Genomic DNA, 13488 nt, shown 5'->3' with positions numbered 1-13488 from the left:
TGGCTCGCACAGTGTCACGGTGATGGCTGGCGTCGAGGGTGACACCTCCGAGATGTCACCGATGAGGCAACCTGTCACCGTGACACTTTGCTCGCTGCGCCCCATCACCGACGCCGACATCGCGACCGTCCTGCGGATCAACCTCGACAACGTCGAGGTGCTCGCTCCGATGGACGAGGCGAAGCTGCGCCGCAAGCTCGCCATCGCGGAGCGGTTCGACGTGATCGACGTCGAGGGCGAGGTGGCCGGGTTCGTCGTCGCCTACGGTCCGGAGGCGCCGTACTGGTCGCCGAACTTCGAGTGGTTCAAGGACCGGTACGGCGACCTCGTCTACCTGGACCGGATCGCGATCGATCCCGCGTTCCGTCGTCGGGGGATCGCCAGCGCCGTGTACGACGAGCTCGAGGCGCTGGCCGCCCCGCACGGCCGGATGGCGCTGGAGGCGGTCGACGACAACGACCCCTCGCTGGCCTTCCATGCGGGTCGCGGCTACGTCGAGGTCGGCCGATTCACCTGCATCGGCCACGACAACGTGATGATGGTCAAGGAGCTCTGAGCGCACCAGACCGGCCATCTCGGCGGACCAGACGGGCCATCTCGGCGGGTCAGAGACGGCGCAGCAGCACCACGCCGTCCTCGAGGGTCGCCTCGGTCCCGTCGGGACCGACCGCGTCGCGGGAACGGGTCTCGGCGAGCACCGTCTCCCACTGCCCGTCCGGCAGGTCGAGCTCGGCGATCTCCTGGTCGGGGCTGAGGAAGTCGTGGTGGTGATGGCCGCCGCCGTGCGTGTGGTCCTCATGCGAGTGGTCCTCGTGCTGGTGCTCCTGGGCCGCCTTCGACCACGGCGGGAACGCCGCGTGCGAGACGATCAGCAGGTGCCCGCCCGGCGCGATCGAAGCCGCCGCACGGCGCAGGATCTCGGTGCGGTCCAGGTCGACCATCGAGTGGAAGAACGAGGCCGTCACCAGGTCGTAGGACGCCTGCGGCTCCCAGGTCTCCAGGTCGTGGGCGATCCAGGTGGCCCGCTCCTCGAGCCCCCGAGCGGCGGCGGCCTCGGCGCCGCGGGCGACGGCGGTCGGCGAGATGTCCACCCCCGTGACCTGCCAGCCCTGCTCGGCCAGCCAGATCACGTCGCCGCCCTCGCCGCAGCCCAGATCCAGTGCCCGGCCCGGGGTCAGGGTCGCCGCGACCGCGGCGGTCGTCGCGTTCACCCGTCCTGACCAGATCTGCGCCTGGTCGCCGGTGTCGTTGTAGCGCGCCTCCCAGTGCACCGCGGGCACCTCGGCCTCGGCGGCGTCGAACTCGCTGCTGATCAGCGCCATGTTGAGCATCGCGGCGGCGGAGACGCCGGCGCTGATCGACATCGGCACGTTGAGGCCGGGGTTGACCACGTTGCCGGCCGCCCAGACCCACGGGTGGCTGGTCCGGCCGGTCATCGGGTCCACGGCGAGAACCGGGCCGAGCGGACCCTCCTCGTGGGCGAGGTCGAGTCCGCCGAGGAAGCCCTCGTGCGGGCGCGGGGTGGCGCCGACGAAGAGCGCGCCGACCTCGACCACCCCCTCCTCGGTGCGGACGCCGGTCACGGTCCCGTCCGGGCCGAGCACCTCGATCACGGGGCTGGTCACGATCCGCACGCCGCGGCTCTCCAGGCGTCGTACGGTCTCGACCGGGAGGTCGCCCAGGGCGTCCGAGAAGAGGACCACGTCGTCGCTCCACTGGCGGATGAGCTCGGTGAGGTGGACGGAGAACGGGCCGGTCGCGAGCACGCCGAGACGCTGGTCGCGCACCTCCCAGCCGTGGCAGTAGGGGCAGTGCACCACGCCGGTGCCCCACCGTTCGGCCAACCCTGGGACGGCGGGAAGCTCGTCGGTCAGTCCCGTGGCGACGAGGGTGCTGCGCGCGGCGTGACGGGATCCGTCGGCCAGGGTGGCGATCAGCCCGGCACCGTCGGGGTGGTCCTCGAGCCGGTCGACCGTTCCGGTGACGACCTCGACGCCGTACTCGGCGATCTCGGCGCGGCCGCGCCGGAGCAGCTCCGCTGGATCGAGCCCCTCGTGCCCCAGCACGCCGTGCATGTGCGCGGCGTAGCGGTTGCGCGGCTCGCCCGCGTCGACGACGAGCACGCGGCGGCGCGCCCGGCCGAGGGTGAGGGCGGCGCTGAGGCCGGCGGCGCCGCCTCCGATGACGAGGACATCCCAGGTGTGGCTGTGTTCCATGCTGACAAGAGTGCGTCGACCATGACAGAATCGCAAACAGTCTTGCAGAAATGGCAAGAACTGGACGAGGAGTGCGGATGGACGGCTTGGAGCAGGTCGGGCCACGGCTGCGGGCGGCGCGGCAGGATCGTGGCTGGACGTTGGAGACCCTCGCCGAGCGCGCGGGGCTGTCGGCGAGCACGCTGTCGCGGCTGGAGAGCGGGAAGCGTCAGGCCAGCCTCGAGCTGCTGCTCCCGCTCACCCGCCAGCTCGGCATCCGGATCGACGACCTGCTGCCCGCCGAGGTGCCCGACCCGCGGGTGCGACGGCCGGTGATCAAGCGGCACGGCATGGTGCTGGTGCCGCTGGCCCCGGAGGGGTCGGCGATCGAGACCTACAAGGTGACCTTCCCGCCCGGGGAGCCACCGGAGCTGCGGGTCCACGACGGCTTCGAGTGGCTCTACGTGCTCAGCGGCAAGCTGCGGCTGCGCCTCGGCGAGCGCGAGCTGATCCTGACGCGCGGCGAGGCGGCCGAGTTCGACACCCGCACCCCGCACAGCCTCTCCGCCGCAGGCACGCGGCCGGCCGAGGTGATCAGCATCTTCAACCAGGCGGGCGTGCGGATGCACACCCACGCCGACAGCTGAATCTCAGCGGATCACGCCACCCCACGCCGAGCGGGCCCCGGACTCACCGACCCGGTACACCTGGACCGCCGTCGCCAGCGCCGCCAGGACGGCCAGCACCGCAACCGTGACGACGACCGCCTGACTCGTCTCGGGACGCCGACCGAGCCAGACCCAGACGACGTCGAGGACCAGCAGCGCCAACGCGAACCAGATCAGCTGCTTGCCGAGATCTGCGTGTTTGCCCGGATCCCCGACCAGCTTCTCCAGCGCCTCGCCGGAGTTGGTCGCGATCGGGATCAGGGCGGTCGCGACCGCAGTGATCGCGACGACCAACCAGCCGTACGTCGCCCGCCAGTTCGGCTTGACCACGATGGCGAGCGTGCCGATGACTGCCAGTGGAAGTAGAACCACGACCCCGTGCACCACGAGCGGGTGAAGCGGGAGACCGTTGATGGAGTCCATGCGTCCAGCATGCCGGGTCGAACCCGATCACGACATGGGCCGCGCCCGTGGCGTGCTGGCGATCGGCGCCGTGATCCTGGCGGTCCTGGCCCTCCTGGTCGTGCCCGACCCCGCCCACGCGGCCCCGGCGGCCCCGGCGGCGCCGCGTCCCGTCGTGGACGGACCCGTCCTGATCGACCAGGTCACCGGCCAGCGCTGGATCCCGCGCGGGGTCAACTGGCCCGACCTGGAGTACTCCTGCGTCGGCACGACCGGCACCAACGGCTGGGACGCCAGCCCCCGTCACAGCGCCGCCGAGACCGCCGCGATGGCGACCTGGGGGATCGACGTGGTCCGGCTCCCGCTCAACCAGGACTGCTGGCTGGGCACCGACGGCGCGACGGCCGGCACCAACCCGAGCACCACGACCTACCGCAACGAGGTCGCCGCCCGCGTCGACCTGGCGCACCGCGCCGGTCTGGCCGTCATCCTGGACCTGCACTGGAACGCTCCGGCCGGACGGCTCGCCCTCCGTGACCAGCGCGCGATGCCGGACCAGCAGTCGGTCACGTTCTGGGCCAGCCTGGCCGCGACGTTCAAGGACGACCCGTCGGTGATGTTCGACCTGTTCAACGAGCCCTACTCACCCGCCCAGATCTGGCCCGGTCGCCCGGGTGCCAGCCACGTCAGCTGGGACTGCTGGCGTGACGGCGGCTGCCGGGTGCCGGACCTGACCCAGGCCGAGGTCCCGACCGCCACCTCCCCGACGTACGTCGCCGCCGGGATGAGCGCGCTCGTCGCAGCGGTCCGCGGCGCCGGTGCCGACCAGCCCGTGATCGCGTCGGGCCTCGAGTTCGGCAACGACCTCACCGGCTGGCGCGCCCACGCCCCGGACGACCCGCAGCTGGTCGCGGGCTGGCACGACTACGTGCACCAGAGCTGCCCGCGGGCGTGCTGGACCCCGATGGTCGACCCGGTCGCGCACACCACCCCGGTGGTGATGACCGAGACCGGGTACGCCAGCGCCGACCCGACCTGGCTCAACGACGCGATGGCCTTCGGGGAGCGGCACGGGATCGGCTCGATGCCGTGGGCCTGGTGGAACCTGACACCCGGCGAGATCGCGGCCAAGGGCGACTACGCGCTGCTCGAGCCGGGCACGTTCACCCCGCGGGTGCCGGCGGGGCGGGTCGTGCACGACCGGCTCGGTCGGACCCCGGTGCCGCCGATGGATCCCGCCGAGATGATGGCCGAGCCCCCGAACGGGACGCCCAACCCCACCGGGCCACTGACCAACGCGGCTCCACCACCGCTGCGGGTGGTCTTCGGGTCGCGACCGAAGCTGGTCGGCACGGCCGCGGTCGGGCGCCGGCTCACGGCACGCGTGCGTGGCTGGACGTGGGGGACGCGGCTCAGCTTCGTGTGGCGGCGCAACGGTCGCCCGATCGCGGGCGCCGACCGGGCGACGTACCGGATCCGGCGGGCCGACCGGCGCGCGAAGCTCTCGGTGCAGGTGACCGGCCGCAAGCCCGGTCACCTCTCCCTGACCCGGACGAGCGCGGCCCGTCGTATCAGGTGAGGGTCAGGTCAGTTGCTGATCTGCAGCGTCTTGGCGGTGCGGGTCAACGTCTCGTTGGCCAGCGCGGCGTCCTCGCCCAGCTTCGTCCCGTACGTCGGCACCAGCTCGCTCAGCGTGGGGGCCCAGGCCTCGGCCTTCTCGGGGAAGCAGCGGCTGAGCACCTCGAGCATGATCGGCGTGGCCGTCGAGGCGCCCGGGGACGCACCGAGCAGACCCGCGATGGTGCCCTCGGAGCCGGTGATGACCTCGGTGCCGAACTGCAGGGTGCCGTCGGGGCGGATCACCTGGACGCGCTGACCGGCGGTGATCGTGTCCCAGTCGCCCGGCTTGGCGTCGGGGAAGAAGTCGAGCAGGTCCTTGAACTTGGAGTCCTTGGAGCGCAGCACCTCGGAGACCAGGTACTTGGTCAGCGACATGTTGTGCGCCGCCGTGCTCAGCATCGGGCCGAGGTTGCCCGGCTTGATCGAGCCGAACAGGTCGAACCACGAGCCGTGCTTGAGGAACTTGGGGGTCCAGCCGGCGTAGGGGCCGAAGAGCAGGTGGCTCGAGCCGTCCACCACGCGGGTGTCCAGGTGCGGCACCGACATCGGCGGGGCGCCGACGGCGGCCTTGCCGTAGACCTTCGCCAGGTGCTGGGTGACCAGCTCCGGCTTCGAGGTCCGCAGGAACTCACCCGAGACCGGGAACCCGCCGAAGCCGTGGATCTCCTTGATCCGGGACTTCTGCAGCAGCGGCAGCGCGCGGCCACCGGCGCCGACGAAGACGAAGTCGGCCGTGTGGTGGAACGCGTCGCCCTTGGCGGCGCCCGAGCGGTACTTGCCCATCACGTGCCAGGTGCCGTCCATCGTGCGGTGGACGTCCTTGACGTCGGCGCCGTACTCGACGGTGGCGCCGGAGGCGACCAGGTTCGCGGTGAGCAGCTTGGTCAGCGTGCCGAAGTCCACGTCGGTGCCGGCCGGGTGGAACGTCGCAGCGATCGGCTCAGCACCGGAACGACCCTCCAGAAGCAGCGGCGCCCAGCCGCGGATGACCTCGGGGTCGTCGCTGAACTCGATGCCGACGAAGAGCGGGTGGTCCTTGAGCGCCTCGTGCCGACGACGCAGGTAGTCGACGTTGTCGGCGCCCCACACGAAGGACATGTGCGGAGTGGTGCGGATGAACGCGGCGGGGTCGGGGATCCGACCGGACTCGACCAGGAACGCCCACAGCTGGCGGGAGATCTGGAACTGCTCGTTGACCGTGACCGCCTTGGAGATCTCGACGGTGCCGTCGGCCTTCTCCGCGGTGTAGTTGAGCTCGCACAGCGCGGAGTGGCCGGTGCCGGCGTTGTTCCACGGGCCGGAGGACTCCTCGGCGAGGGCGTCGAGGCGCTCCAGGATCCGGATCGACCAGGTCGGCTCGAGCTCGGCGAGCAGGGTGCCCAGCGTGGCGCTCATGATGCCGCCGCCGATGAGCACGATGTGCTTGGCGTCGGCTGAGCTGTCCGCAGTGCTGTCCGCGATCGCGACCTGAGCGTGGGAGGAGGCCATAGCCGCATTCTGCTCCGCGCCGCGTGCACGCCTGAAATCAGCCCCTGTGTGACGTTCCAATCATTAGCATCGAACTCGGCCGACGACGGCCCACCCGATCGAGAAGGGGCCGGGCAGTGAAGCGTGTTCTCGCTGGTGCGCTGGTCCTGGCCGCGCTGACCTGGGGAGCGCTGCTGGTCGTCGAGCTCCGCGACCGGTCGAAGGAGAGCTGGCGCGACGAGCAGGCCGCCCATCCCGCCGCCGAGACGGTGGCGATGGCCGACGAGATCGGGCTCACCCCGCAGGGGCGCACGCTCTTCTACCGCTCGGTCCCGCGCTACGTCGGCGCGACCGAGGTGATGGACGCGTGCGCTGCCGGCAACGACCGCCCCGGCGACTCCTGGGCCGGCTGCTACGACGGATCCCGGATCACGATCTACCGGCCCGCCGATCCGCGGCTCGCCGGATCGACCCTCGTCACGGCGGCGCACGAGTTCCTGCACGCCGTCTTCGACGAGCTCGACAAGGCCGACCGCGACGAGGTCACCGCACTCCTGGCGGCGGAGGTGAAGCGGCTCCCGGCGAAGGCGCGGGTCCGTCGCCAGATCGCCGCCTCGACCCGCCGCGCGAAGGAGAACCTGCCGAGCGAGCAGTTCGCCTACCTCGGCACCCAGGTCCGGCGAGCCGGCGGTCTCGCCCCGCGGCTCGAGGAGATCTACGCGCGCTACCTCACCGACCGGCGCGCGCTGGTCGAGTCCTACCGCCGCTCCGAGCGGGTCCTCACCCGGGTCTGGAAGGAGGTCGTCGCCGAGGAGAAGGCGGTCGCCGAGGACCGCTCCGTGCTCGAGGGGGACAAGGCGTCCTACAACTCCGACCGCGAGAACCTGCAGCGCGAGATCGACGAGGCCCTGACCCTGACGCCCGACGAGCTCGCCGGCACCACCATCACCCTGACCCGGGACGGCAAGGTCGTGCTGAGGGAGTCGTTGGCGGACTACCTGCGCACCGAGGGGCCCCGGTTGCAGCAGGTCTACGACTCGTTCGCCGGGCGGGAGGCGGCGGTCGCCGAACGGGCACGGATCGCCGCCCAGCGCCGTGCCGACGCGGAGGCGCTGACGGTGGACGCCCAGCCCGGCTTGGCGGCGCGCTCGGGGAGCGCCGGCTGATCCGCCCGACGCCGTACTCCTAGGCTGCTGCCATGCCGGTCCTGACCCCAGCTCACCGTGCGTGGATCGACGAGGCGGTGCGCCGGGTCGAGGCCGACGCCAACCGCAGCGCCGACACGCACCTGCACGCCTTCCCGCTCGCCTCCGAGATCCGCGGCGACGGGATCGAGCTCTACCTCAAGGACGAGTCGGTCCACCCGACCGGATCGCTCAAGCACCGGCTCGCCCGCTCCCTCTTCCTCTACGCGCTGTGCAACGGCTGGCTGCACGCCGGGTCGACGGTGGTGGAGGCCAGCTCCGGCTCGACCGCGGTCAGCGAGGCGTACTTCGCCCGCCTGATCGGGCTGCCGTTCATCGCGGTGATGCCGCGCACGACCTCGCCGGCCAAGATCGAGCTGATCGAGTGGTACGGCGGCACCTGCGCGTTCGTCGACAGCGCCGGTGAGGTCTACGACGCCGCCCGACGGATCGCCGCGGAGCGCAACGGCCACTACATGGACCAGTTCACCTACGCCGAACGTGCCACCGACTGGAGGGGCAACAACAACATCGCCGAGTCGATCTTCGCCCAGCTGTCCGCCGAGCCGCACCCCATCCCAGCGTGGATCGTGGTCTCGGCCGGCACCGGTGGCACCAGCGCCACGATCGGTCGCTTCCTGCACTACCGCCGCCATCCCACCCGCCTGCTGGTGGCCGACCCCGACGGCTCGGCCTTCCTCGACGGCTGGGAGTCCGACACCTCGACCGCGATCGGCCCCGGCTCCCGGATCGAGGGGATCGGTCGGCCGCGGATCGAGCCGTCGTTCATCGGCGGGGTCGTCGACGACATGCTGCGGGTGCCCGACGGGGCCAGCGTCGCCACCATGCGGTGGGTCTCCGAGCAGCTCGGCCGGCCGGTGGGGCCCTCCACCGGGACGAACGTGTGGGCCGCGCTGCGGGTGATCGACCGGATGCGGGCCGCCGGTGAGACCGGCAGCGTCGTGACGCTGCTCTGCGACGGCGGCGACCGCTACGGGACGACCTACTACGACGACGCGTGGCTGGCCGAGCACGCGATCGATCCGGTCCCGTTCAGCGCCGAGCTGGCGTCGTACGGACGGCGTGGACAGGGCACGGGGCCCGCCGAGCCGACTGGCACGATGACCTCATGACGAGTGGCGTGTCGACCAGCAAGGCGATCTCCCCCGACTCCGGTGAGCACTGGAGCCTCGAGGGTGCGTGGCAGGTCGCCGAAGGGCTGCACCGGATCCCGCTGCCGCTCCCGATGGACGGCCTGCGCGCGGTCAACGTGTACGTCCTCGAGACCGCCGAGGGGCTGACCCTGATCGACGGCGGGTGGGCGATCACCGAGGGTCGGACCGCGCTGGAGACCGGGCTCAAGGAGATCGGCCGGACCTTCGCCGACATCCGCCGGTTCCTGGTCACCCACGTGCACCGCGACCACTACTCGTTGGCCCGGGTCCTCGGCACCGAGTACGGCGCCGACGTCACGCTGGGTCGGGGCGAGAAGCCGACGATGGACATGCTGCTCGACCCCGACAACGCCACCGGCCTCAACATGGTCGACCAGCTCCGGGCGGCCGGGGCGCACGAGATCGCCGAGATCTTCGAGTCGATGGAGCCCGACGACGGACGCGACAACAAGTCGTTCAACTACCCCGACACCTGGCTCGAGGGCGACGTCGAGATCGCGGTCGGCGAGCGCACCCTGAGCGCGATCCACACCCCGGGTCACACCCAGGGTCACTACGTCTTCGCCGACCGGGCCGCCGGGATCCTCTTCGCCGGCGACCACGTGCTGCCCACCATCACCCCCTCGATCGGCTTCGAGCCGGCCGTGGTCGACCAGCCGCTGGCCGACTTCATGAGCTCCCTGGCCCGGGTGCGCGCGCTGCCCGACATGCGGCTGCTGCCTGCCCACGGACCGGTCGCCCCCTCGACCCACACCCGCGCCGACGAGCTGCTGGCCCACCACGAGCAGCGTCTCGACCTCTGTCGCGCCGCGCTGACCGCGCCCGCTGGGAAGAGCTCGCTCGACGTCGCCGAGGTGCTGCCCTGGACCCGGCACGAGCACGCCTACTCCACCCTGGACACCTTCAACGGTGCCCTGGCCGTGATGGAGACCAAGGCGCACCTGGAGCTGCTGGTCAGCCGGGGTCAGGCCACCCGCACGATCACCGACGGCGTCGTCACCTTCGCCGCGACGAGCTAGATGGCTTCCCTTCCTGGGCGACGGCGCGCGATCGCGATCGTCGCGGCCCGCGTCGTCGTCAGTCTCGCCCTGATCGCCGTCTGCGCCCGCGTCGGTGGGTGGGTCGGGTTCCTCGCACTGATCGCCGCCTACTTCACCCTGCCTGATTTCGTTCTCCCGTCGCGGCGGGCGCGGAAGAAGCGCGAGGCGGAAGGCCCGAGGACGCTGCTCACACTCCGCTTCACCGAAGCGGGGGAACGCGTGATCGACGTGGTCAAGGTGCTTCGCGAGTTCTCGGATGCTTCAGCCTCCGACCTGAAGGCCGCGGTCCTCGCCGGTGACCCGATCGAGCTCGAGGTCCCCGAGTCCACGCGCGGCCGACTGCACGATCGCCTGGCGCAGTTCGGCGCCCACGCCGACGAGCAGGTCGGGAGCACGTCAGGGGAGGGCTGGTTCACCGTCGCCGACGGTGCTGATCCGGTCACCGTCGAAGCGGCCTACCGCGGAGCGCTGGACGCGGTCCGTCACCGTCTCCGCTATCTGCAGGTCGACGTCCACTCAGACGAGGACTGGCCCGCGGAGGTTCAGTGGGCCGTGGATGCCGCCCAAGAGGAGATCGAGCGCCGGACCGCGCGCAAGCGGCGGGTCGGGCGCCGCCTGGCCCGGGACACCATCACGCTCGACGTCGACCCGACCGACGATGACGGTGTCGCGATCGTCCGGTCACTCGCACCGTTCACGATCGCCGGCACGGGCATCGACACTCGCGGCCGGCTCGTCTGGTCCGCCGACGACACCGGGACGAGTGCGGCGTTCAGGCTGGACCAGACCGAGCTGCTGCTCTCCCGCGCCGCCATCACCGACGCGGGCGGAGATTCCAGCCAGCTGGTGCCGCTCCACGACTAACTGGTCTTGAACCCGCCCGAGGATGCTCGATCCGGCCGGTTTCAAGACCAGTTAGTGAGGCCGTCGGCGAGCGCCCTAGACTCGACAGGTCAGACAGGGGAGCCCTGATACCGGGCTGAGAGTGCGACATGGAATCGCAGACCCTCCGAACCTGCTCCGGTTAATACCGGCGAAGGGAGTCGTGATGCGTCAGCGCGCACACACCTCAACCGTCCTGCCCGTCCTTCCTCTCCTGGCGACCGGGGCGTTGGCCCTCGGTGCGCTCACCGCCTGCGGTGCCTCGGAGAACGCCAGCGTGAACGGCAGCAAGGACGCCCCCACCACCGTCACCGTGGTCACGCACGACTCGTTCGTGCTGCCCGACGACCTCAAGGCCGCCTTCGAGAAGGAGTCGGGCTACACCGTCAAGGTGCTCACCAACGGTGACGCCGGTGCCCTCACCAATAAGCTGGTCCTCACCCAGGCCGCCCCGCTGGGCGACGTCGCGTTCGGGGTCGACAACACGTTCGCCTCGCGGGCGTTGGACGCCGACGTCTTCGCCGCGCACACCCCGGCCGCCGTCCCGGCGGGAGTGAGCGACTTCAACCTGCCCGGCGACGACGGCAAGCACCTCACCCCGGTCGACAACGGCAACGTCTGCATCAACGTCGACACCACCTGGTTCGCCGAGCACGACCTGGCGGCGCCGGTCACCCTCGACGACCTGACCAAGCCGGCGTACAAGGACCTGCTCGTCCTCCCGGGCGCGTCCACCTCCTCGCCGGGGATGGCGTTCCTGCTGACCACGATCGCCGCCAAGGGCGACGACTGGCCGACCTACTGGGAGGCGCTGCTCGACAACGGCGCCAAGCTGACCGCCGGCTGGTCCGACGCCTACCAGGTCGACTTCACCGCCGGCGGCGGCGACGGCAAACGTCCGATCGTGCTCAGCTACGACTCCAGCCCGGCCTTCACCGTGGCCGATGGGAAGACCTCCACGGCCGCGCTGCTCCAGACCTGCTTCACCCAGGTCGAGTACGCCGGCGTGCTGACCCATGCCGCGAACCCCGACGGTGCCGCGGCGTTCGTGGACTTCCTGCTCACCCCGGAGGTCCAGGCGGCACTGCCGGAGTCGATGTACGTCTTCCCGGTGGTCAAGGACACGCCGCTGCCCGCCGAGTGGGAGAAGTTCACCCAGCGGCCGACCGACCCGTGGACGGTCGCGCCGGACGAGATCGACGCGAACCGTGACGAGTGGCTGCAGAAGTGGACCGACATCACGACCTCGTGACCGTCACGTGATCGCCGTGCCCCGAGGGGCTGCCGGGCGCACCGCCGTCGTCCTCGTGATGGCGGCGGTGCCTCTGGCGATCCTCGGGGCGCTGTTCGTCCTCCCCGTCGCCGGCATGGTCAGCCGCGGCCTCGACGGCGGGCTCGGCCCGGTGCTCGACGTCTTCGCCCGGCCGCGGATCCACCGCGTGCTCTGGTTCACCGTCTGGTCCTCCGCCCTGGCCAGCGCGATCTCGGTCCTCGGCGGAGTCCCGGTCGCGGCGGTGCTCTACCGGTTGGACTGGCCCGGCCGGCCGCTGGTGCGGGCGATCGTGCTGGCCCCCTTCGTGATGCCGACCGTGGTGATCGCGATCGCCTTCCGGCAGCTGCTCTCCGAGGGCGGACCGCTCGGCGGTCTCGGACTGGACCAGTCCGCGGCCGCGATCATCGCCGGGCTGGTCTTCTTCAACCTGCCGATGGTGGTCCGCGCCGTCGGCCTGGCCTGGGAGGGCCTGGACCCCGAACCCGCCGAGGCGGCCACCGTGCTCGGTGCCGGAGCCTGGACGGTGTGGCGCCGGATCACGCTGCCCGCGCTGCGTCCGGCGATCGCCGGATCGGCCAGCGTCGCCTTCCTGTTCTGTGCCACCGCCTTCGGGATCGTGCTGATCCTCGGAGGACTGCGCTACTCCAGCATCGAGACCGAGATCTACCTCCAGACGACCACCTTGCTCGACCTGCGGGCGGCGTCCGCGCTCTCGATCCTGCAGATGCTCGCGGTGGTGCTGCTGCTCGGCTTCACCGCCCGGATCGGACGCGCGGTGCCCAGCGAGCACGGTGTGGTCCGCCCCCGCCGGATCGCCCGCTTCGACCTGCCCGCGATCGGCCTCACGCTCCTCGTCCTCGTCTTCCTGCTGACCCCGCTGCTGACCCTGGTCCTGGGCAGCCTGCGCCGCGACGGCGCCTGGACGCTGGTCAACTACCGCGACCTTGAGGGCGTCCTCGGCCCGGCGATCGGGGCGAGCCTGCAGACCGCCCTGGTCGCCACCTCGATCGCGATGGTCCTCGGCCTGCTGGTCGCGTTCATCGCCAGCGGCCGCTCGACGAGTCCCGCCGAGGCCGGCGTACGACGCCTCGTGGACGGGGCCTTCATGCTGCCGCTGGGGGTCTCCGCGGTGACGTTGGGCTTCGGCTTTCTGCTCACGCTGGGTGCGTGGCGGACCAGCCCGTGGCTGGTCCCCATCGCCCAGGCGCTGGTCGCGCTGCCGCTGGTGGTGCGGATCGTGGCGCCGGTCTGGGCGGCCGTCGACCAGACCCAGCGCGACGCCGCCGCGACGCTGGGCGCCTCCCCCGTCCGGATCGTGCGGCGGGTCGACCTGCCCGCGATCCGCCCGGCCGCCACGTCGGCGGCCGCGCTGGCGGCCGCGGTCTCGCTGGGGGAGTTCGGCGCGACCAGCTTCCTCGCCCGGGAGGACCACCTGACCCTGCCGATCGTGATCTACCGGCTGGTCACCCACCCGGGTGCGGCCAACCTGGGAGCCGCCCTGGCCGCGTCGGTGGTGCTGGCCGCGCTCACGGGTGCCGTGCTCCTCGCGGGGGAACTTGCTGGCCGCGGCCGTTAGGATTGC

The 13488-nt window shown here is 71.5% G+C and carries 12 protein-coding genes and 1 riboswitch; of the genes, 9 read left to right on the top strand and 3 right to left on the bottom strand.

Translation table 11 applies throughout. The features are described from left to right. Positions 1–22 precede the first annotated feature (22 nt). Positions 23–556 carry a GNAT family N-acetyltransferase gene (locus ACZ5J1_RS16025; RefSeq protein WP_464560532.1) on the top strand — a complete coding sequence of 178 codons (534 nt, stop codon included), beginning with the start codon at positions 23–25 and terminating at the stop codon, positions 554–556. A 49-nt stretch (positions 557–605) separates the two neighbouring features. Here ACZ5J1_RS16025 and ACZ5J1_RS16020 read toward each other — a convergent pair whose 3' ends face one another. Continuing rightward, on the bottom strand, positions 606–2216 hold the full coding sequence (locus ACZ5J1_RS16020) for an FAD-dependent oxidoreductase (protein WP_464560531.1): 1611 nt from the start codon (positions 2214–2216) through the stop codon (positions 606–608). 77 nt (positions 2217–2293) lie between these two features. On the opposite strand from ACZ5J1_RS16020, the gene ACZ5J1_RS16015 reads away from it, so the two are divergent. Then, positions 2294–2842 carry a helix-turn-helix domain-containing protein gene (locus ACZ5J1_RS16015; RefSeq protein ID WP_464560530.1) on the top strand — a complete coding sequence of 183 codons (549 nt, stop codon included), beginning with the start codon at positions 2294–2296 and terminating at the stop codon, positions 2840–2842. 3 nt (positions 2843–2845) lie between these two features. Here ACZ5J1_RS16015 and ACZ5J1_RS16010 read toward each other — a convergent pair whose 3' ends face one another. Continuing rightward, positions 2846–3286: a DUF2231 domain-containing protein gene (locus ACZ5J1_RS16010; protein ID WP_464560529.1), complete on the bottom strand. Its 441-nt coding sequence runs from the start codon at positions 3284–3286 to the stop codon at positions 2846–2848. Positions 3287–3320: 34 nt separating this feature from the next. Here ACZ5J1_RS16010 and ACZ5J1_RS16005 point away from each other — a divergent pair, with 34 nt between their 5' ends. After that, a complete protein-coding gene (locus ACZ5J1_RS16005; protein WP_464560528.1) occupies positions 3321–4844 on the top strand; it encodes a glycoside hydrolase family 5 protein in 1524 nt (507 codons plus the stop codon). A gap of 8 nt (positions 4845–4852) precedes the next feature. On the opposite strand, the gene mqo is transcribed toward ACZ5J1_RS16005, so the two are convergent. Further along, positions 4853–6373 carry a malate dehydrogenase (quinone) gene (gene mqo / locus ACZ5J1_RS16000; RefSeq protein WP_464560527.1) on the bottom strand — a complete coding sequence of 507 codons (1521 nt, stop codon included), beginning with the start codon at positions 6371–6373 and terminating at the stop codon, positions 4853–4855. Positions 6374–6489: 116 nt separating this feature from the next. Here mqo and ACZ5J1_RS15995 point away from each other — a divergent pair, with 116 nt between their 5' ends. From ACZ5J1_RS15995 to ACZ5J1_RS15970, 6 genes are all read left to right on the top strand, one after another. Beyond that, entirely contained in the window at positions 6490–7518 is a 1029-nt protein-coding gene (locus ACZ5J1_RS15995; RefSeq protein WP_464560526.1) for a hypothetical protein, read from the top strand. 32 nt (positions 7519–7550) lie between these two features. Beyond that, a complete protein-coding gene (locus tag ACZ5J1_RS15990; protein ID WP_464560525.1) occupies positions 7551–8669 on the top strand; it encodes a PLP-dependent cysteine synthase family protein in 1119 nt (372 codons plus the stop codon). Further along, positions 8666–9730 (top strand): MBL fold metallo-hydrolase, encoded by a 1065-nt coding sequence (locus tag ACZ5J1_RS15985; RefSeq protein ID WP_464560524.1) that lies wholly within the window; start codon positions 8666–8668, stop codon positions 9728–9730. Before ACZ5J1_RS15990 ends, ACZ5J1_RS15985 begins: the two co-directional genes overlap by 4 nt. Continuing rightward, positions 9731–10615 carry a hypothetical protein gene (locus ACZ5J1_RS15980; RefSeq protein WP_464560523.1) on the top strand — a complete coding sequence of 295 codons (885 nt, stop codon included), beginning with the start codon at positions 9731–9733 and terminating at the stop codon, positions 10613–10615. 85 nt (positions 10616–10700) lie between these two features. Further along, positions 10701–10810, top strand: a riboswitch (TPP riboswitch). After that, positions 10800–11885: a thiamine ABC transporter substrate-binding protein gene (locus ACZ5J1_RS15975; protein WP_464560522.1), complete on the top strand. Its 1086-nt coding sequence runs from the start codon at positions 10800–10802 to the stop codon at positions 11883–11885. (Overlaps the previous riboswitch by 11 nt.) Before the next feature lie 16 nt (positions 11886–11901). Next, positions 11902–13482, top strand: a complete 1581-nt coding sequence (locus tag ACZ5J1_RS15970; protein ID WP_464560521.1) for an ABC transporter permease — start codon at positions 11902–11904, stop codon at positions 13480–13482. Positions 13483–13488: the final 6 nt, after the last annotated feature.

It is taken from the genome of Nocardioides sp. JCM 18999, from assembly GCF_055391175.1.
This window is presented reverse-complemented; position numbering and strand designations above follow the sequence as displayed.